The following is a 21193-nucleotide window of genomic DNA, read 5'->3' as shown; positions in this document are numbered from 1 at the left end:
GGAATAGGGCCACCGGGAAGGATTACCGGATGGCGGGCGTGTAGGACAGCGTCACCTGACGGTGACGGCCTTGGCGAGGGCGCGGGGGCGATCGATGTTGCGGCCGAGCTTGACGGCGCCGTGATAGGCGAACAGCTGGCCCGCGACCATCTGGATCACTGGGTCCATGAACTTCGACACGCTCGGCAGCTCGACATAGGCCTCCAGCAGCCCTTCGGCGAAGGCGGAAGGCAGGTCGTGGCCGAAGCCGATGATGTTGCCGCCGCGCGCCGCGATCTCGTGCAGGCTGGAGACGACGTGCGCGAAGGATTCAGGATCACTCTGCGCATTGGGGATGAAGGCGACGGTGAAGAACTTCTCGTCGATCAGCGAGATGGTGCCGTGCTTCAGGAAGCCGGCGGGCATCGCTTCGGCATGGATGTACGACACTTCCTTAAACTTCAGCGCCGATTCGGCGGCCACGGGCCAGTGGATGCCGCGGCCCAGGAAGAACCAGTGTTCGATCCAGCGATAGCGTTCCGCCACGTCGCGGATGGTGGCCGACAGGTCCTGAACCAGCCCGTCGAGCTGCGTGGCCAGCGCGGTCAGATCGGCCATGTCCGCGCCGCCGTCGCCTGCGGCGAGCTCGGCGGCGAGGCGCCAGGCGATCGCGGTCTGGCTGACGACCGACTTGGTCGACAGCACGCATACCTCGCGCCCGGCCTGTTGCAGGATCGGGAACTCCGCCATCCGCTGCGCGGTGGCGCCGGCGACGTTGTTGACCGAGACGAGCGTAGCACCGTCTCCTTGCGCATACTCCATCACCCGGAGCGTGTCGTAGGTTTCGCCCGATTGCGAGATCGCGATCAGCGTGGCGTCGGCGTCCAGCCGGGCGAGGTTCATGAACTCGTCGGCGGAATGGCAGATCGCGCGGCGGCCGGCGATCTGGTAGAAGAAATACTGGCCGAGCATGCAGACATAGTGCGAACTGCCCGCGCCGCACAGCGCGATGTCGCCCTGCGCCAGCCGCGCGACCGCGGGCGCGAATGTGCTGCGCGGCATGGCGGCGACGGTGCGGACGGCGTCGGCGGTTTCGTTGATCTCCTTGATCATGTAATGCGGCCACGGGCCCAGTTCCGACGCTTCGGCGACGGTGGTCAGCGGAACGCGCTGCGGATCGCGCGCGGGGAAATCGGCGGTGGCGAACGAAGCGACGCGGACCGCGTTGGCGGTGACGAAGGCGATCTCGTCCTCCTCCAGATAGGCGATCCAGCCGTCCTGCCCGGCGACCGCGATCGGATCGGAACAGACATAGCCCGCGCCCCCGGCGATGCCGACCGCGATCGGGCTGAGCCGGCGGACGCCGATCAGCAGGTCCGGCCGGTCGGTGCAGGTGATCGCCAGCCCGAACTCGCCCGACAGCGACGCCAGCGTGGCGTGCAGCGCGGCGTCGAGATCGGCGGTGGCGGCATAATGATGTGCCAGCAGATGCGCGATCACCTCCGTATCGGTTTCCGAGGCGAAGACGATGCCGTGCGCGGTCAGATCGCGGCGAAGCTCCAGATAATTGTCGATCACGCCATTGTGGACGACCGCGAACTTGCCGTCGAACGAGCGGTGGGGGTGGGCGTTGGGCACCGACACCTTGCCGTGCGTCGCCCAGCGTGTGTGTGCGATCGTCGCGTGTGCAGGCGGCAGCCCACCGGCGATCAGCGCGGGCGCCTGTTCGGACAACGGGCCGACGCCGCGGACGATGTCGAACCCCGTCGGCGTGACGAAGGCGAAGCCGTAGGAATCATAGCCGCGATATTCGAGCTGTTCGAGCGCGCGCACGCTGCGCTCGGCGATGGGATGGTCGGCGACAAAGGCGATAATACCGCACATGCGGGGGGACTCCGGGTCGAAAAGGGGGATCGCCTGCGCTCATGGCAGCGGCGGTGACAGCGTGCAACGTATGCCATTTTGCCATGTGAGCGATCAAACGACAGGCGAACGCACCGTATGTAACGCTGTGTCGTAGATAGCCGAATCGCTTGGCCAGAGGTAAAACTTGGAATGGAGTGACGCTTCGATTATGCGCCCCACGATGGCGAATATGCCGCTCCTTCCTTAGGTTGTCCGTTCGCCAAGCCGTTTTCACAGATAAGAGTCCGTAGTTTCATGTTTATCGGTCGTAAGACATCCGGACGACAAAGCCGTGGGGCATTTCTCGCATCTTTCTGGACGCAACTTTCGCTTACGATCGTGTTGGCCGTGGTCGCTCCGGCGATCGCTCTGTATCCGGACATGGCGCTTGCCAGTGCCGGTTTCGATCCGGTGCGCAACAGCATGGCCGGTGCCATTCTAGCTACGGTGATCGGGATCACCTTCATCGGCCGCGTTACAGCATATCCCGGCGCCAAGGCATTCGGCTTCATACTGCCATCTTTCGCGGCAACATATGCAACGGTATTCACATTTTTCTTTGCTTTTCGGATAGATTATGGCCGACTATATTTCGCTTCCAGCTTCCTGATCGCATTGATTGTCGCATATGGTTTAAATTTCCTTATTGAGCGATATGTCATTCCAAGATTTTTCGTCGTACCGTTCGGCGATGCTAAGGAACTGATGCTGATCGATTACGTCAACTGGGTAGTACTGACCGAACCAACTGTTCCCATGCCACGCGGTACCCCGATCGTTGCCGATCTACGCTATGATTTTGACGATAATTGGGAGCGGATGCTGGCGGAAGCTGCGGTCGACGGCCACCCCGTCTATCATTTCAAGCAACTAGGCGAGTCTCTTACGGGTCGCGTATCGATCTCACATATGTCCGAAAATAGCTTCGGCTCGCTATTGCCCAATCTGGGCTATCGCAACGTCAAGCGTATCATCGACATCGTAGCTTCTTTCATTCTGCTGCCGCTGTTGATCGTTCCGTTTGCCATGATTGCCGCTCTGATCGCCATGGATTCACCGGGAAATCCGTTTTTCTTGCAGAAGAGAATGGGTTTTAGGGGGCGAGAATTTCGCATGATCAAGTTCCGGACGATGAAGGTCCGCCTTGCAGTTGCCGATACCGAAGCCGCCCGACATGATGCGATGACCCAGTCCGACGATGCGCGCATCACGCGCGTCGGCCGCTTTCTGCGGCGCACGCGGCTCGATGAAACTCCGCAGATATTCAATGTCATCAAGGGTGAGATGAGTTTCATCGGTCCTCGCCCGGAAGCGATCGCCCTGTCCAAATGGTACGAGAAGGAGCTAGCCTTCTACTTGTACCGACATATCGTCCGTCCAGGTATAACAGGCTGGGCACAGGTCAATCAGGGACATGTTGCCGATCTTGAAAGCGTCGGCCAAAAACTCAATTACGATTTCTTTTATATCAAAAACTTCTCGTCCTGGCTCGACATATTGATAGTATTCAAGACAGTACGGACAATCATGACCGGGTTTGGCTCGAAATGATCGGCATCACCTCGGGGGTAACCGGTCGATGAAAGCAGCCGTACGTTCGGGCCGGTCCATGAATCCGATCAGCAAGTTCGAACGCTTGTCGCCCACTTTCTGGGTGCTGGCCGTATATCTGACGTGCGTCTTCCTAATGGGTGGTGGATCCAGAGGTGATATCGCATCGCTGATCCTGCTCCGGCCGATTGCCGTTATCCTGTGCGCCTGGGCGCTTGTCCGGTTCGACACAGCGGCATGGCATCGCTGGCGAAGGCTGCTCATGCTGGCTGGCGCGCTATTTGCGCTGACGGCATTTCACCTGATACCGCTGCCAGCGGCGATCTGGCAGGCGTTGCCGGGCCGGGAATTGGTCATCACGATCGGCCGATCCATCGGATCACCCGATGATGTCCGACCATTGAGCCTGTCGCCACTCGACACCTGGAACGCACTGTTTTCGCTATTCGTACCCTTGGCAGTGCTGCTGCTCGGTATCGGCCTGACCGAGCGCGAGCGCCACCATTTGCTGTTCGTGATGCTGGCAATCGGCGCCCTCTCTGCCACCATGGGCGCATTGCAGGCGCTCAGCCCCGGCAATACCGCCTTGCACTTCTATCGTTTCGATAACCCGAATGCCTCGGACGGACTGTTCGCTAATCGCAACCATCAGGCGTTGCTGCTCGCTTGTCTCATCCCGATGCTGGCCGTGTTCGCCCAGTCCGGAGAGCGAGGCCGACTGACCCGGCGCAAGGGCGTCATGGCGGCAGGCATCCTGATACTCATCCCCCTGCTGCTGGTCACCGGTTCGCGAGCGGGGCTGGTGCTGGGTGTTCTGGCATCGCTATCGTTGTTACTGTTGATGTCGCGTACGGTGACCAAGCGCGACGACCATGGCTGGCGGTCATGGCTAAACGATCCTAGGCTATTGGTTGGCGCCGCTGCCGTGATGCTTGTCGGCGTCATCATCCTTTCGCGTCGGGCCGAGGCCTTCAGGCGTTTGTTCGCTTCGTCACCGGCAGAAGAATCCAGATTGCAGATATGGCAACCGGCCATTCACGCGATCGGTGAGTTCATGCCGTGGGGATCGGGTATCGGTTCGTTCGTCAGTTCCTATCAAGTGTACGAAACTTACAATATTCTGTCACCAACGTATCGCAATCATGCTCACAATGAATTTCTGGAAATCGCGATGACGGGTGGGCTTCCGGCATTGCTGATCCTCGGGGTGGCCATTTTCGGATGGGTGCGCGTGACATGGCAGTGGATGATGCAGCCACCACGTTCACCCGAAATCCTGTATGGACGACTTGGAAGCGTGATCGTTTTCACCTTCGCCGTCGGCAGCATCGTTGATTATCCGGCGCGGGTGCCGTCCCTGGCATGTCTGCTGACATTGGCGGCCCTATGGATGGGCGGACGAAAATCGGATCATGCGACGTCCACCGGCTCTGATACCATGCATTCCCGGTGAATATCGGCGCGCCTTTACCACGCACGGTTCCTGCTGCATAGCGCCCGCAATTACATGCCGCTCGTAAGGCCTGATTGATGATTTTTCGTACCTTGTGCGTGTTGTTCGCGATCCTTTTGTCAGCATGTGCGCATGACACCGGCCTTCGGGATACCGGTGCGGTCACCGTACAGCAGGATTCGGTATTGCCTGCACCTACGCGTGAGGATCTGTTCGGTCAGAACCGTCCGTACCTGATCGGTCCGTTCGACAAGCTGATGATCGACGTTTTCGGCATCACCGAATTGAGCAACAAGGAGATTCAGACGGATGCCGGAGGACGGATTTCGTTTCCGGTTGCCGGTGGCATCGACGCTGCCGGGCGCACTCCCGGCGAACTGGGGGCCATCATCGAGGAACGGCTGCGTCAGGGGGGTATTCGCAATCCGCAAGTCACCGTCAATTTGCGCGAGACGGTCAGTCAGGTGATTACCGTTGATGGACAGGTAAAGGAGCCGGGGCTTTATCCCGTCGTCGGCCGGATGACGTTGATGCGCGCGGTTGCCACGGCCAAGGGGGCGGATGAATTCGCGAAGCTGAGTGACGTAGTCGTTTTCAGAACGGTACGGGGGCAGAAATACGCGGCGCTTTACAACCTGAAGGCGATCCGTCGTGGAGCTTATGCCGACCCCGAAGTCTATGCCAACGATGTCGTGGTCGTCGGTGACTCGCCGGCGCGGCGCCTGTTCAAGGATGCGATATCCGTCCTGCCAATCCTCGTAGCGCCGCTCATCCTTGCTCTTCAGTGATATGCTGATCCACCAGTTTTTTTGGAATCCGTTATGTCATCCCATGCGCTGATGTCGGTCGCCCCGCATCAATCCGTCACCCTTGACGAGGGATCTGCTGCCGGTGCGCAACGGCGTGTCGGCGTGCCGGTTCTGGTTTCCCTGTTGCAGAGCGTCGTTCGCTGGAGATGGGTTATTCTTTCCATCGTCGCTGCCCTGCTGCTGGCGGGGGGCATCGTCACGCTGCTCATGACTCCACAATATACGGCTACCGCCCGACTGGAAATCAGCCGGGAACGGCAGAACGTTACCAATGTCGATACGCTGGAATCACCGCAAGCGGGGCAGGATGTCGAGTTCTACAAGACCCAATATTCCCTGCTGGAAGCCCGTTCACTCGCCGAACGCGTTTCCCGGTCGTTGCGGCTGGCAACCAACGACGAATTCTTCGCAGCGCACGGTATCGAGCCGGAGGGAAATGCCGCGCGCCTGACACCTGTGGAACGGCAAGCGCGCGAGGACCGGGCAATCAAGCTTCTCCTGGATCACATCAGTATCGATCCAATCGCCACGTCCAGCCTCGTGGATGTCAGCTACACCAGTGCCTCCCCGATCTGGGCCAGTCGCATTACCAACGAATGGTGCGAACAATTCATCGCAGCCGGCATCGATCGCCGGTTCGCCTCAACGGCCTATGCCCGTCGCGTTCTGACAACCGGGCTAGCGGATCTGGCCCGACGGCTGGAGGTCTCGGAACGCGCAGCGGTGAATTTTGCGAACCGTAACGATATTGTCGCGTTGGGTCGGGTGCGTGGCGCGGATGGAAAGACGGAAATCGAGCGGACCCTGGCTTCCAGCGACCTGGATGCGCTAAACACCGCTCTTGCTGCCGCCACGGCGGAACGGATCAGCGCCGAAAGCCGAGCCAGTTCCGGGAGCGACAGTGGCACAAGCGCCGAGGCCTTGACCAACACGACCATCGCAGGCCTGCGCCAGCGGCGTGCCGAGGCGGCATCGGAAATGGCTAAGCTATCCGTTCAGTTTGAACCGAATTACCCGACCGTACGGGCATTGCGTGAACAGATCACCGCGCTGGACGCAAGTATCGCACGCGAAGTCAGCCGCGTTGGCAGCAGCCGCACCGCCCAATATCAGGAGCTTGTGGCCCGCGAACAGGATCTACGCTCCCGAGTCGATGAGTCGAAGGGCCGTTTCGGGCGTCAGCAGAGTGCTTCTATCCAGTATAACATCCTGCAACGCGAAGCTGACACCAATCGCCAGCTTTACGATAGCCTGCTGCAACGGTCCAAGCAGATCAGCGTCAGTGACGTGGGTGCGACCAATGTTGCAGTCGTGGATCTAGCCAACCCGCCCAAGGCGCCGTCTTCGCCGCGGCTGCTGCTCAATCTGGCGATCGCATTGTTTGCCGGCATTGGCCTTTCCGCAATCGCCGTTTTCGCACTCGAGCAGATCGATGAGGGCCTGCGCGAACCCGGTGATGTGAGCCGTCTGCTGGGCGTGCCGCTCTTGGGCAGCATTCCCAAACAACAAACCGACGACAAGAATCTCACGGTCACGCTGGAAGATGCCAAGTCGGAACTGTCGGAGGCGTATCTCAGCGTTCGATCCAGTCTGGCATTCTCGTCGGATCACGGCGTACCGCGGACCCTGATGGTCACGAGTTCGCGTGCCGGCGAAGGCAAGAGCACGACCGCCGCGGCATTGGCCATCGTGCTGGGGCGGACCGGCAAGCGCGTTCTGCTGATCGATGGTGACATGCGCTCGCCTTCGGTCGATTCGATCATGGATTGCTCGAACGCCGAGGGGTTGAGCAATTTCCTGGCCGGGCAGGACGATTGGCGCGGCCTCGTTCAGGATGTCGGCTTTCGCAATATCAGCATCATGGCATCCGGCCCGATGCCGCCTAGTGCTGCGGAATTGCTCAGCAGCGATCGAATGAGCCGTCTCGTTCAGGAACTGCGCGAAACGTTCGATCACGTGGTGATCGATGCCCCGCCGATCCTGGGACTTGCGGATGCCCCGTTGCTTACCAAGGCCGTGGAAGGTTGCGTCTTCGTCATCGAGGCCGAAGGGGTGGCCGTACGGGGCCTGCGAGCGGCGTTGGGACGCCTAGAAATGGTCCATGCCCATGTGATCGGGGTGGTGCTGACCAAGCTGAGCCATCGACAGGCCGGCTACGGCTACGGTTATGGCTATGATTATGGTTATGGCTCAGACAAGGATAACTGATCGCCGATCGAAAGACGCCATGTCGTTCGTTCACGCCGGTCGCCGCGTCGTGATCGTCGTGGCAGCCGCAGCGATTGCTGCGGCGGCCTGCCTGTTCGCCTTTTCCGCTACCGTTCGCAATCATGCACCGGATCGCATACCGGCTTTCTGGCATGATCCTCTCGCGCCGATGTCGGAATGGGGGCAGACATTAGCTCAGCAGCCCGACCGCATCCCCGACGATCGAACGCGTGAAGTAGCTGTACAGGCGTTACGGGCCCAGCCGCTCAATCCAGTTGCCCTGCGGATGCTGGCGATCTGGGCTGCGGGACACGGGTATTTGCGGCGCGCTGATCGGCTTGCCGGTCTGTCGGAAAAGGTGTCGCGGCGTGATCTCTCCAATCAACTTTTCATGATCGAGCGGGCCGTAAGTCGCGGTGACGTCGCCGCGACCCTCGCCCATTACGACATGGCCTTGCGCACTTCGCCGAACAGCAAGCAATTGCTGTTTCCCATTCTGAGTGCGGCGATCGCCGATCCGACGATCCGTCAGGACCTGGTGCCGTATGTGCGGCATGGTGCCCCATGGATCGGCGGATTTCTGTTCAATGCCCTCGATATGCCTGGGGGAGCGTCGTCCGCTGCCGAACTGCTGCTCGCATCGGGCAGGAAGAATAATGTCGCTCTGCTGATTGATCTGGCACCAGGCCTGCTGACCCACCTAGTGGGATCAGGGGATTTCCCGCTTGCCGAGCGACTGTTCCTTGCCTTGCCGAAGGCCGATGCCGCCATGCTGGCCGATCCATCGTTCACCATGAGAACGACCGATCCCGTCTATGGGCCATTCGGCTGGCGTGCGATCGAATCGGCCGATGCAAGCATCGCGTTCGAGCCGGCGGAAGGTGGTCGACGCCGGCTTTACGTCTCGGCACGTCTGGGTGCGGTGGGGGACCAGATCCTGTTGCAGCGTACATTGCATCTGCCACCCGGCAACTATCTGTTCGTTCAACAGCCTGAGGCAAAAACCGGTGAAAATTCCATCACTTGGCGGGTGACTTGTTTAAAGGCTGGTGATAGTTCGGCACCGATCTGGACATCGGGTAACGACTCTCCCCTGCGCATTGTCCCGACTTGTGGGTGGCAGCGACTGGAACTGCTGGTTGGCAGCGATCGTAGCGATGCCGTCGACGCAAGGATCGACCGCATCGGGTTTGCGCGGGCCGATTCCCTTTTACCGCAGGCCCAGCCATGAGGACGATAGTCGTCTTCGTTATGTCGCTGGCGGCAGCGCTGCTGTTCCTGGGGATCGAGCGATTTGCCGGGATACCGTGGAATTTTCATCCTGACAGCGTCACCTATGCCACTTTTGCCCATGACACGGTCAGGGCGATTTTAGCGCAGAGCTATTTTCTCATCCTTAATAACGGCTATTATTTCTGGGCGGATCTGCTCGGAATGAGTGTTGCCTTGATGACAGCCGCCAACATGCTGCTATTTGCGTCAACCAACGTCATTCTGTTCAGGTTCCATGATCGTTATTGCAACAATGACCGAGGATCGGTGCGCTGGCTGATTGCTCTGCTACTGATTTTGGCCAACCCCTACCGCCTGCATCTGGCGACGACAGCCCTCAAGGACACGATGATAGTCATGTTCGTCGTACTGATGGCAGTAAACGGCCGACGTGCCGTTCCGTGGTTCGCACCATTCCTGGGAATTCTTCGGGTTGCATCCATATTTTATCTGATTATCAAACTTCCACGCAAACATTTGATCAGATTATTGTTTGTGGCACTTTTGCTGTCGCTGGTATTTGCCGATGCGCTGGGGGGTAGACTGCTAGAATTCAATTCGGCAGATATGCAACTGCGCGAATTTGACAGAATTCCTAACTTTCGAAATCTGGGGTTGTTTGGGACCTTGGCACGGGGTGTCTTCTGGCCCATCTTGGCGATGACGGGAGCATTTGCCGTATTGAGTCCGGCCCTTGCCTTCATTCCGGTGGCAATCGGTTCGGTTATGAATCAAATATATTGCCGGATGGCGACGGGCCGTTTCGCTGTTCCCCTCGCCATTCTGGTGCCGATGGCCATCATCGGTGCACTGGTGACCGGATACACGGCCTATATCCGTTATGTGTACCCCCTGCTCGTGGTGCTGCCGATCGTCGCGATCCAGCAGCGTTACACCGAGGAAGTCGATCGGTTGCGGCAAGCAGGGATCGCTCCGGCTTTCGCCGCTTGATCGTCGGACGGGAAAACGATGTTTCACTTCGGGTTGTACCTGCTCAGCTTTGCCGCAAACACGTTGGTCATCCTGACCGCGCCAGCCGACTTGCTGCGAAGTTACGTACTCATCTACAACGGTGCGAGCGTCGTCTTCAGCCTGTTGTTTTTCATTTACTTTTCACAATTTGCCACGGTCAGGCGATCGATCGTGCTGGTATCGATATTCGTGACGGCACTGCTTGCGATCGGCAGCGGCGCCGGCTGGTACGAGACATGCATCATCGCCTATCCGGGATTATTGATCCTGACCGATTATCTGGCGACGCAGTCGTACGGCATCCGGGTCGTAACCGGCTTCCGGATCCTGATGATCGTCAGCGCGGCGCCTTTCCTGTTGATGCCCGCCCAGTTCACCACGAACATCGTCATCCGGGTCGCGCTGCTCGCCGTCATGGCAGCTGCGTTCGCGATCGCGGCCAAGGAAAGCCACCGTCTTCTGGTCAAGTCGCCGATCCGCTTCCAGATCGGAAATTATCTTTTCTACAATGGGACGCTATCGCTGATGGCGCTGGTCGTTCGAACGCCGGAGGCGTTGCGGTGGTGGTATCTGGCAGCTCAGATCGGTCTAGTGCTTATCCTGAAGGTGCTGGATTATTCGCTGCGCCGGGCCTATTCGCTCGACCGCCGTACACGATGGTTGGCGATGGCCGCGGCCGGTGGCGTTCCGCTCGTCGCTTTCCCGTTCTATCCTAATCTTTTGGCCCTTGGCCTTTTTTACGTCGGTTTCACGGGCCTTACGCTCACCGGCCGGTATATAACGAACTAGCGAGACAGGATCGAAAGATGAAAGTCGCCATCCTCGGATCACGCGGTGTACCGGCCAGCTATGGAGGGTTCGAAACCTTTGCCGAGCAGCTTGGCCTCGGCATGGTTGCGGCCGGTATCGATGTCACCGTCTATTGTCCCGGCTATCAGGCATATCGGGCGCCGGACTATAAGGGAATTCGCCTGACGTTCGTCAGGAATCTCGAATACCTGACAAAGAACCGCGTCTTACGGGCGATCGCGAACCTCCTTTACGATGTGCTGTCGCTGATCAAGGCAGGTTTGTCAGATGCGGACATCGTCTACATGCTGGGCTATGCCAGCGGTCCCGCACTGGTTATCCCCCGGCTTTTCGGAAAGACGATGGTCGTCAATCCCGACGGCTTGGAATGGAAGAGCAAGCGCTGGGGGCCGGGCGCACGCACATGGCTATTCTTGTGCGAATGGGCCGCGGCCCGCCTCAGCAATGGGCTGATCGCGGATGCCGAGCCGATCCGGCAGCATTTTCGCGCTAAGTTCAAGGTCGATCCCGTCACCATCCAATATGGTGCCCCTATTCTGGCGATCGATCCGGGCGCGGCTGGATCACCGGAGAAGGAGAGTTATTACCTAGCGGTCGCCCGGATGGTTCCCGAAACGAGCATACCGTTGATGGTGCGGGGATTTCGCGCATCCGGTACAGGGCGCCGGCTGGTCATCATCGGCCCGGCACCCGATCAGCGCTTTCTCGATGAAGAGGTGCTGCCATTGGCCGATGGCGATCGCGTGACGTATCTGGGGCCGATCTACGATCACGACCTGCTGGTACGGTACCGCCAACACGCTGCCGCGCTGCTTCACGGCCACGCAAGCGATGGTACCAATCCATCGCTTCTGGAATCAATGGGTTGTTCGTCACCAGTGATCGCGGTGCGTACCTCGTCGAACGCGGATGTGCTGGGGCCGAACGATGACCTCTATTTCACAGACGAAATAGAACTGGCCCAGTGTATCGACCGGTTCGAGGCAATGGACGCGACCGCGCATGGAAAGCTGGGCGAAACCAACTGCGGGACCATCCGCCAGCGGTTCAGCTGGGCGTTGTGCGTCGAGCGCCATCTAGCGGCATTCGCCCGGTTTCAGCACTAGGCACGCCTGCGTGAACAACGGGCATTGCAAGCCTCACAGAAGAAGAAACAGACGATGAAAATTCTGATCCTGGGCGCATCGGGGATGCTCGGTAACGCGGTCTTGCGGGTGCTGGGCGAGGAACCGTTCGATCATGACGTCTTTGGCACGGTACGTGGTAGCGGTTGCTTCCGCTATTTCACGGCAGAGCAGACCCAGCGGCTGATCCCCGGCATCGATGTGCTGGACGACGACCAATTGGTCGCGGTGCTGGGCAAAATCCGCCCAGAGGCCGTCATCAACTGTGTGGGCGTCATCAAGCAGCAGGGGGCCGCCAAGGACCCGCTGGCCAGCCTGCCGCTCAATGCCATGCTGCCGCATCGACTGGCACGGTTGTGCGATCTTGCCGGCGCAAGGCTGGTCCATGTCAGCACCGATTGCGTCTATACCGGGAACCGGGGCAATTATGTCGAAATCGACCCGTCGGATGCCAGGGACCTGTACGGTATGTCCAAATACCTGGGTGAGGTCGATTATCCCAATGCTGTTACGCTCAGGACGTCGATCATCGGGCATGAACTGGGCACCTCCTTGTCGCTGGTCGACTGGTTCCTAAGCCAGCGGGACGCGGTCGATGGTTTCGAGCGAGCGATCTTCAGTGGATTGCCGACCGACGAACTGGCTAGGGTGATCGGTCGATACGTTCTGACGGATGATTCGCTGACTGGTCTGTATCACGTGTCGGCCGATCCAATCGCCAAATACGAACTGCTGCGCCTCCTCGCCGAGATTTACGATCACAGAATTCCAATCCGGAAGAGCGATCGCCTCGTGATTGATCGCAGTCTGGATTCGACACGCTTCCGCGATCATACCGGCTACCGCCCCGCGCCATGGTCGGAGTTGATCCGAAATATGCGACGTGCCAATCCCTGGCGGCACGATCTGCCGACCCGCTGACAGACAGGCGATATCGGCGCCTACAGATTGGAATGAAAGAATGATTGAGAATTCCGTCCTGATGATCACCGGAGGTACGGGGTCGTTCGGCAATACCGTGCTGAAACGTTTCCTGAACTCCGATGTGCGGGAAATCCGGGTATTCAGTCGCGACGAGAAAAAGCAGGAGGACATGCGTGTCGCCCTGCAGAATCCCAAGGTGAAGTTCTATGTCGGCGACGTTCGCAACGAGCAGAGCGTCAACGATGCCATGCGCGGCGTCGATTACGTGTTCCATGCCGCAGCATTGAAGCAGGTTCCTTCGTGCGAATTCTTTCCGATCGAGGCCGTTCGCACGAACGTACTGGGTACCGAGAATGTGCTGAACGCCGCGATAACGCACGGCGTCAAACGCATGGTCGTACTCAGTACCGACAAGGCGGTCTATCCGATCAACGCCATGGGCATCTCCAAGGCGATGATGGAAAAGGTGATGATCGCCAAGGCGCGCATGCAGACAGATGGCGGCACCGTCTTTTGCGCCACGCGCTACGGCAACGTCATGGCGTCGCGTGGATCGGTGATCCCCCTGTTCGTCGACCAGATCAGATCAGGCAAGCCATTGACGGTCACCGACCCGAACATGACGCGCTTCCTGATGTCGCTGGAAGATTCTGTCGACTTGGTGCTTCACGCCTTCACGCATGGGCAACAGGGGGACCTGTTCATCCAGAAGGCACCGGCATCGACGGTGAACGATCTCGCACAGGCGTTGTTGAACCTGTTCGATGCGGATCGCCCGGTCAACGTGATCGGACCGCGTCATGGCGAAAAACTGTTCGAATCCCTGCTATCGCGCGAAGAAAAGGCCAAGGCAGAAGATATGGGCATTTATTATCGCGTGCCGATGGATGCCCGCGACCTGAATTACACCAAATACGTCTCGGAAGGAGAGCCGGCAGAGCTGGCGTCCGATGATTATACTTCGCATAATACGGAACGGCTGAACGTCGAGCAGACGATGGATTTGCTGCGCAAGCTGGACTTCATCAAGGATCAACTGGCGTGATACCAGCCTGCGGTGCGATATGGTGTCGGACCCCATGACGGCATTCGGTCCAGATACGCTGGCAAAACTTCAGGCTGCCGCCACGACGTCATCGCGGCGTCGGCAGCATCTAAACCTGCATGACAGTTATGAAGAGCCGTGCCAGCGTTTCCTCAACGCGTTGCACGCCGACAGCTATATCCGCCCACATCGGCACACACTGGACCCCAAAGAGGAATTGCTGGTCGCGATCAGCGGCGCCCTGGCGCTGCTGACGTTCGACGAAGCAGGTATGATCGCGACGATCGTGCCGTTCTCGACGGAAGCACATTGGCGTCGTGGCGCACCGTTCGGGGTCAGGGTTTCGCCGCTGACATGGCATAGCGTCGTGCCGCTGACGGACCAGGCGATCCTGCTTGAAGTAAAGGCCGGTCCCTTCGATCCGCAGGCGGCAAAGGAACCCGCGCTATGGGCACCGGACGAGGGAAATGCCGAGGCAGCGCAATCCTATCTTCGCGACCTGCGGCGAACTGCGCTGCGTAGCGACGCCGTTCGCGATCAGCTTGCCAGATCCGCGATACCCGACATGATATAGGGAAAACGATAGCCAATGACTTTGTTGTTGATGAAACGGATGGCACTATGCCGGGACATCGTCCGCATCCCTCCGTCGGGGGCCGTTCCGTTCAACCGGCAATTCGTTACCGTTCCGCGGCTGCCCGGTTGCAGTCCGGTATCATCGAAACGCATCTCGCTACGATAACCGGTGGAATTGCCCCGTGCGTTGTCCTTGCAGACGATGCCATCGTAGGTGAAGCCAATGGCAGCGATCGTGACGATGCCGGCTTCACGATTCTCGCCACAATAACCTCCATCGATCCTCAACAGGCAGCCGGTGTTATTGATGCCGACCCCCGTCGAGTGGATGCACCGTGGATCGATCACCACGCCGCCATCGCAATTACCACCTTCCGATTGCTCAAAATGGATGCCGGCACCAGACTGGCCAAAATCGGCGCGATTTGCTGTGCATTGTACCTGAAGAAGGCGGTTGTCGCGGGCTTCGACACCCTGTCGCGATGCCTCCACGGCTATTCCTATGCAATTGTCGTTGAATCGACCGCCTCGAACGACGTTGCCGCTCGATCCGAATATATACAAACCATAACCGGCACTACGACGGCCGTTGCCGTGGCAATACATGGTCGGACCGAAATGGTTCGCACGACCACCGCTCAGCAGGAAGCCGGACCCGAAGCAGTTTCTAACCTCAAGATCGAAGATGGATTGAGTGACATTTTCCATCTGAATGCCGTTGACCGTTCGATCCTGATCGGAAGCACGACCATCGATCGTGATGTCACGTATCTCGATATGGTTATTACCGGCCAGCGGATCGGCATTCACCAGAACAGGCCGGTTTGCTCCGCGTGTAGGGCAAAGGACGGTTCTGCCCTGACCGGCGCCGATCAGCCGCGTATTTGATCCGATCGTCAATCCGGTGCATTCGAAGATACCCGCAGGCAACCTGATCGTTTCCGGACGAACGGGATCGCGAAAGCTTTCCAACTTCACCTGAGTAAGCAGTATCGCGTTTGCCACAGGGCGTGCTTGTGTGCGTCGACCAATTGTCAGGAGACCAAAGGACATCAATACAAGCCCCGTCACACCTCTACGGCGTATCAATAAGCTATTAGTTTTATGGATAAAAGACACTCGCAACGACCTCGAACTATTTATTTGTCATCACTAAAAATAGGCAACTTGCCTTGGTTCGTATAGCCGATGGATACTCCCTTGCCGTATTAGGGGGTACGACACGGAAGTGGGATTTACGTACGCCAAGCGTGAAAGATAAGCAAACTTCCGGGTAGTGCTACACTGCAAGCAATGATGCTGGTATGCGCAACGGCCTGATCCGACCGGATAGAGGACGGTCTTTGGTGTTACAGCGATAGTCGCCGGTGAGTGAGATATACTCCAATCTGATCAGAGTAATTGAACTGCCCCCTTCTGCATGATCCATCGACTATGACAGTCTGGATCGAGTGACGTGCTCCCCAAAGCTCTACCAGTCGTAACTGGAGTCCGGGGTTGGTATGATGCCCCTCAGGGCGGTGTTGCGCAACCCGCCCGGCAGCATCGGCGGGCGTCAGCCCGCCTATCCCGCTATGCGGTCGCACGTGGTTGTAGTCGTCGCGCCAGCCGCAGCACCGAGCGGGCATGACCGAGCGACACGAACAGCGTCTCGTTGAGACATTCGTCCCGCAACCAAGCCTTCCTGCCGAAGCAGATCGCGCAGCATCCGGCTGCCGGCGAACGGACAGAGCCGGTGACGTTCGTCTATCCGCCGCATGATCGTCAGATCAGCCAGGGATACCGCCCGGTGGCAGATAGTAGATGCTGCCGAGCTGTCGCGTTTGGGCAACCAACAACAACGAATGACTACGGTCGATCATTGTTTTTAACTCGACAACAGACCAGCCTTCCCGAGCGCACTAGCCAAAAAAATCATTCGCTAGCATCGGCTTGCCGAGCTTTGCGTGCAGTGTCGTCGCGTCAACCGTAGCTTCTCCTGCGGCCGGCTCCGCACCGAACACGTCCGCCGCGCCGTCCAACAGCTGTGCCCGCCGCTGGTTGATGAGGTTCGGATGCACGTCATACTGCTGCGCTTGGTCAGCATCTTCTCGCCTCTCACGGCAGCCAGTGTTACCTTGGCCTTGAACACCGAGCTATAATTTCAGCGCGGTCGATTGCCCATCTTGCCTCCTGCTCGCGGCCAATATGGCCTTTGTCAGAACGACTATTCCTTATCGCCACTGTTCAAATTTCATGAGCCACCTATCATAAAAGGGGCCGTCATCTTTGGTACGGTTGCCGAATATCCCATCCGCGGCGGCTTTGGAACTGCTTGGCGGGCCGGTGAACGCGGGTGCTGGCGACATCGGCGAAATCGCTTCTCGTGAAGAACACAATGACTGGCTCCACCAGCCTACATGTCCATGCCGAAATCGCGCTCTCGCACCCGCCCCCCGGATTCCGGCTCCTCGATCCGAAGCTGACGTTCCGGCATCGCACGGTCAAGCGCGCGTTCCAGCGCCGGCTCGCGCAACATGCGGTCTTCAAGCCGCTCCTGGCGCCGTTCGACGATCGCCTCGCTACGGTTGGTCGTCGCTGCCATGCTGTCGGCCGACACCGCTTTCCAGTCCGTGACGAACCGCTCGGCATAGGTGCCACGATCGGTGCGTACCTGCCCTTCCTGCCGCCATGCCTGGGTCAAGCGACCGAGGTCGTTCCATACGGTGCCTGGCGACCCAAGCTCACGGTCGAGCACGATCTGCAAATCCCCCGCGCCGTTCACGCGTACCCGGTCAAGCGCCGCGGCGGCTACGCTAAGCTCGCGTTCCTGGGCCATCGATGTGGGTCGGCCGTCGATTGCCCGCTGCTCGGCGATGAGGAACAGATGCGCATAGCGCTCGACCGCAGTATCGATCGCCGGCGATGATACCGGCATCCGAATCGTCGCACCCATCTCCGCCCGCCCGATCGTCTCCAACGCGGAGGTCTTGTCGCCGGCATTGCGCGCGACGCCGCGCTCTATCGCACGACCATCGTCGACGATCAGCGCCACCTTGTCGGCGATGCGGGTCAAGGCGACGAGAAACGAGCGCTCGCTTAGCAGGCGGCGCTCGCTCGAGCGCAACGCCAGCATGCCATGGTCGGTGGTGACGCCCTGCGCGATATGGACGTTGATCGCGTACGCCAGATCGAGCCGCTCGACTATGCGATCCCCCGCTTTCAGTTCATGCACGGTGCCGTCAACGAGCGATGAGGCGACAAGCCTGCCGGCACCCACCTCCTCAACACGGGCCATGTCAGCGTTACTCAGCTTGCGGTCATGATCGTTGTCGGTCCAGCGGATGCGGTCGCCGGCATGGAGTTCGATCTGCTTGGGCTGGTAGATCGTGACGGCATCGTATTTGAGGTTCTTCGCCAACCGGCCGGGCTGCAGATGCTTTTCTCCGCCGCCTTGCATCTCGAGGCGTACCCGTCCGCCCTCAACCGTTTTCACGACACCTCGCTCGCCACGGGCGAAACCCTGCGACGGTAGATTGGTACGGATTTCCACCACCCGGCCCGGCTGATAGCCCTTCATGAGCCGGGCACCCTCCCGGGTTGCATTGACCCGGTCGAGCACCTCGATGCGGGTGCCGATGCTCGCGATCTCGCCGGTTGCCTTCAATTCGGCCTGCACCGCCTGATTGGCCTCGCTGCGCATCGCCCGACCGGCGGTGAGCAACAGCGTGTTGTCGCGTATCTCCTTGGGCAGCGCCGCCCACCGGGCAGCGGCAGCCCGCGCGACATCCCCTGCGGCTACCTCGGTCGTGTCGGGCTTCAACAGCTCGAACACCGTGGACAGGTCCTTGCCGTCGAGTGCGGCGACGATCCCCTTCATCTGATCGGAGCGCGATCGTAGGTTCTCGGTGATGTGCGCGGTCGCATGCCCGGCGCGCTGGCTATCCTCGAACGGCCTGCCAGCTGCAATCGCGCCCAGTTGGCGGCTGTCGCCGATCTGGACCAGCCGGGCGGCGCCGGTCATGTCGGCGAGACGGACGATGCGCTCCATGTCGCTGGTGCCGACCTGGCTGGCCTCCTCGACCATGATCACCGCGCCTTCCAGTTCGGCGGTGACGCGGGCAAGCTGGGCAGCGCTCGCGGTGCCGTCGATCACCCGGGCATGACGCGCCAGGAAGCGGGCCACCGTGCTCGTCTCCGCGCCCGTGTCACGCCCCAGCGCAGTCGCGGTACGGCTGGCGATGGCGAGCCCGATGACATGATGCCCCTGCGCCTTCGCGATCGCGGTAACCGGCGCCAAAGCTGCCGACTTGCCGCGACCGGGACCGCCCTGAATGTTCACCACCCGGTCGGTCGACGACAGGATCAGTACCGCTGCGGCCTGCTGGCCGGAATTGAGCGGGCGCAGGCCCAGCTCGCGCGCCGCCTCCTGCGCGGCGGACACGGCAGCGCTCGGTGACACGATCGGTACCGCTTGCCCCCTCCCCGCCTCAATACCGGCCAGATAGGCCTGCTCGAGGCGCACGGCGCTCTCGGTGGTCATCATACGGTCGCCGTCACCCAACAGTAGGCCCTTGCCCTCCAGGAGCGCGATGCGTGCCTCGACATCACCGACCGTGACCGGTCCACCACGCTCGAGGGCAGCGCGGATCAGGTCGAGCCGGTCGAACGCGGCTTCACTCTCCCCAAGATCACGGGCCGCCGAGGCGACCGCCTGCGCCGCGGCATAGCGAACCGGGTCAAGACGCCCGAGCCGTTCGGGTACGAGGGGATCACCGTCACGTGGGGAAAGCCCCATCCGCGCCACGACGGCGAGCCCCCGTTCCCCGACCCCGCGTACGCCGCGCATCGTTCGTGTCCAAATCGTCTCCGCTCGCCCCGACCGGGCAAGCGCCTCCCCCACCAGCCGGCTTGCGTCGAAACCATTCTTCGCCGCCAAAGCCCGCCACCCTTCCGCGCGGAGTGCTGGCGCCACCTCGGGGGTCTTGGCGTCCCGGGTCGCCAGCGTCGCCAGTTCGCGTTCGCGCGCGGTTCCCTCGCGTCCAAGCGCTTCCAGGTGAGCGTCGATCTCACCCGAGCGTGTCGAGAACGTCTCGACCACGCCGCGCGGCACACCCGCGATGTCGAATGCTGCATCGATCGGGTTCTGTGCGGGCATCGTCGCATAGCCCAGCGCCTCAACACGGGCGCGCAAGGTGGAGGCAAAGACCGCGCCCATGACGTGCTGACGCTGGTACAATGCGTCGGAGTGCAGTGCCTTCCAGCTGCCGTCCGCCATCCGGGTGGCATTGGCGAGCACGTTATGGGCATGCAGCTGCGGCTCACCGTTGCGGTTCACGTCATGGAGAAATGTCGCGGCCAGCACGTTACCGGTACGCACCGCCCGCTGCCCCTCAGCGGTCGATACCCTGGCCTCGACGATGTTGCGCTCGATCCAGCCGAGCGTTGCCGTTGCCGCTTCGCGCACCGCGGCAATCAGCCGGGCATCGCCCCCGACCAGCGCCAGGATCGAGACCGATTTGGGCACCGACATGGTCAGGTCCCAGCCGGGGCGATGCTCACCGCGCCTCGCATCGATCACGCTGCCGTCGGGCAGGCGGCCTTCCAGCACTGCCTCGAAGCGGTCGGCGTCGACCGCACCTTCAAGGCCGAGTGCGGTCGCCCCCTCCCCCGCCCAGGCGCTCGCCCCCTCGGCCTGATCGATGGTGTAGTAGTTGTCCTTCGCATAATAGCTCGCGGCATTGCCGGCGGAGGAGACAGCGCTGACCGAGATCATGAGCGTTTCACCTTGGCTGATGCCGCGCCTGCCTTGGTGCGGGAGCCCTTGCCCGCTGCCGGTGCCGCTGCCGGTTTCACGATCGGATCGGTGCGATGGCCGACCGGCACCTGGCAGATTTCGGCTTCGAAGTGATAACGAACCAGCCGGCAGAACTCGGCGTCTCCCGCTGCCATCTTGTGCGCCAAGGGTATACCAACCGCGGGCACGGACATACTCAACCCGATGATGAACAAGGCGCCGACACCTGCCATAAACAGGCTCCACAGGCAGATGGACGCCGATGACCAGAAGCGGTCGTCACCCAGCACGAGACCCGTCACCGTGCGTGGATCCTCTCGGACTTCCTTGATCGCCTCGGTATTCTCCCGCACCGCCTCGACAAGCTCCGCCTGCTTTTTATCGATGGCATCGAGACGCGGCTGGTCCGTGATCGCGGCCTTCATCGCCGTCATCTCCTTCTTGATCGGCTCCAGGCTGCGGGAGATGCGTTCAGGGAAGCCGTTGAGGAACTCGACCCGCGCGGAATGCATCGCGAGTTGATCCTTGCGCTCCAGCGAGAGCAGCTCTGCCTCATGGGCGGCCCATTTGTTGGCGAAGCGTTCGACTTCCATGATCGCCTTGTTGAGCATGGCGTCCATAGCGACGAGGTGACCGGGTCCGGGCAGCGTGCGTTGGACCATGGGCTCACCGCCGGCTATGCGATCGAGACCTTCCATGACGAGGCCGCGGGTAAATACGCCGCGTTCGAGGCCGGCATCGCCAGCGCATTTCAGCAGCCGGGCATGCTCCTCGGGCGTCACTCGTATG

General features: G+C 60.4%; 15 protein-coding genes and 2 pseudogenes. 11 read left to right on the top strand and 6 right to left on the bottom strand.

The genetic code is table 11. The features are described 5' to 3' along the window. Positions 1 to 51: 51 nt before the first annotated feature. Positions 52 to 1863 carry a glutamine--fructose-6-phosphate transaminase (isomerizing) gene (gene glmS, locus IFT82_RS15725; protein WP_192128521.1) on the bottom strand — a complete coding sequence of 604 codons (1812 nt, stop codon included), beginning with the start codon at positions 1861 to 1863 and terminating at the stop codon, positions 52 to 54. Between the two features lie 276 nt (positions 1864 to 2139). Between glmS and IFT82_RS15720 the strand changes: the two genes are divergently transcribed. From IFT82_RS15720 to IFT82_RS15670, 11 genes are all read left to right on the top strand, one after another. Then, positions 2140 to 3435: a sugar transferase gene (locus IFT82_RS15720; protein WP_192128519.1), complete on the top strand. Its 1296-nt coding sequence runs from the start codon at positions 2140 to 2142 to the stop codon at positions 3433 to 3435. A gap of 58 nt (positions 3436 to 3493) precedes the next feature. Beyond that, entirely contained in the window at positions 3494 to 4888 is a 1395-nt protein-coding gene (locus tag IFT82_RS15715; protein ID WP_192128517.1) for an O-antigen ligase family protein, read from the top strand. Between the two features lie 77 nt (positions 4889 to 4965). Beyond that, positions 4966 to 5676, top strand: coding sequence for a polysaccharide biosynthesis/export family protein (locus IFT82_RS15710; RefSeq protein WP_192128515.1), 711 nt, complete (start codon positions 4966 to 4968; stop codon positions 5674 to 5676). A gap of 51 nt (positions 5677 to 5727) precedes the next feature. Continuing rightward, the gene (locus IFT82_RS15705; RefSeq protein ID WP_207105807.1) at positions 5728 to 7905 is read left to right on the top strand and encodes a GumC family protein; all 2178 of its coding nucleotides are present in this window, start codon (positions 5728 to 5730) and stop codon (positions 7903 to 7905) included. 19 nt (positions 7906 to 7924) lie between these two features. Next, complete coding sequence (locus IFT82_RS15700) at positions 7925 to 9136, top strand: hypothetical protein (RefSeq protein WP_192128511.1); 1212 nt, start codon at positions 7925 to 7927, stop codon at positions 9134 to 9136. Next, on the top strand, positions 9133 to 10128 hold the full coding sequence (locus tag IFT82_RS15695; RefSeq protein ID WP_192128509.1) for a hypothetical protein: 996 nt from the start codon (positions 9133 to 9135) through the stop codon (positions 10126 to 10128). Before IFT82_RS15700 ends, IFT82_RS15695 begins: the two co-directional genes overlap by 4 nt. Positions 10129 to 10146: 18 nt before the next feature. Continuing rightward, on the top strand, positions 10147 to 10938 hold the full coding sequence (locus tag IFT82_RS15690; protein WP_192128507.1) for a hypothetical protein: 792 nt from the start codon (positions 10147 to 10149) through the stop codon (positions 10936 to 10938). Positions 10939 to 10955: 17 nt separating this feature from the next. Further along, positions 10956 to 12065, top strand: coding sequence for a DUF1972 domain-containing protein (locus tag IFT82_RS15685; protein ID WP_192128505.1), 1110 nt, complete (start codon positions 10956 to 10958; stop codon positions 12063 to 12065). Positions 12066 to 12119: 54 nt separating this feature from the next. After that, positions 12120 to 13004, top strand: a complete 885-nt coding sequence (locus tag IFT82_RS15680) for a dTDP-4-dehydrorhamnose reductase family protein (RefSeq protein ID WP_192128503.1) — start codon at positions 12120 to 12122, stop codon at positions 13002 to 13004. A 40-nt stretch (positions 13005 to 13044) separates the two neighbouring features. Next, positions 13045 to 14052 (top strand): polysaccharide biosynthesis protein, encoded by a 1008-nt coding sequence (locus tag IFT82_RS15675; RefSeq protein ID WP_192128501.1) that lies wholly within the window; start codon positions 13045 to 13047, stop codon positions 14050 to 14052. A gap of 34 nt (positions 14053 to 14086) precedes the next feature. Continuing rightward, positions 14087 to 14626, top strand: coding sequence for a WbuC family cupin fold metalloprotein (locus IFT82_RS15670; protein WP_192128499.1), 540 nt, complete (start codon positions 14087 to 14089; stop codon positions 14624 to 14626). On the opposite strand, the gene IFT82_RS15665 is transcribed toward IFT82_RS15670, so the two are convergent. From IFT82_RS15665 to IFT82_RS15645, 5 genes and pseudogenes are all read right to left on the bottom strand, one after another. After that, positions 14590 to 15633 carry a hypothetical protein gene (locus IFT82_RS15665; protein WP_192128497.1) on the bottom strand — a complete coding sequence of 348 codons (1044 nt, stop codon included), beginning with the start codon at positions 15631 to 15633 and terminating at the stop codon, positions 14590 to 14592. The two genes, IFT82_RS15670 and IFT82_RS15665, sit on opposite strands and share 37 nt — an antisense overlap. Positions 15634 to 16169: 536 nt before the next feature. After that, positions 16170 to 16302: pseudogene (locus tag IFT82_RS15660) on the bottom strand (integrase core domain-containing protein); the annotation flags it as partial. Beyond that, positions 16289 to 16759 (bottom strand): annotated as a pseudogene (locus IFT82_RS21020) (IS3 family transposase); the annotation flags it as partial. The pseudogenes IFT82_RS15660 and IFT82_RS21020, both read right to left, overlap by 14 nt. Before the next feature lie 264 nt (positions 16760 to 17023). Further along, positions 17024 to 20383 (bottom strand): MobF family relaxase, encoded by a 3360-nt coding sequence (gene mobF, locus IFT82_RS15650; protein ID WP_192128493.1) that lies wholly within the window; start codon positions 20381 to 20383, stop codon positions 17024 to 17026. Beyond that, complete coding sequence (locus tag IFT82_RS15645) at positions 20380 to 21186, bottom strand: hypothetical protein (protein ID WP_207105806.1); 807 nt, start codon at positions 21184 to 21186, stop codon at positions 20380 to 20382. Before IFT82_RS15645 ends, mobF begins: the two co-directional genes overlap by 4 nt. Between the last annotated feature and the right edge of the window lie 7 nt (positions 21187 to 21193).

It is taken from the genome of Sphingomonas sp. CFBP 8760, assembly GCF_014841615.1.
In the GTDB taxonomy this organism is placed as follows: Bacteria; Pseudomonadota; Alphaproteobacteria; order Sphingomonadales; family Sphingomonadaceae; genus Sphingomonas.
The sequence above is the reverse complement of the archived record's forward strand: the minus strand, read 5'-3'. Positions and strand labels throughout refer to the sequence as shown.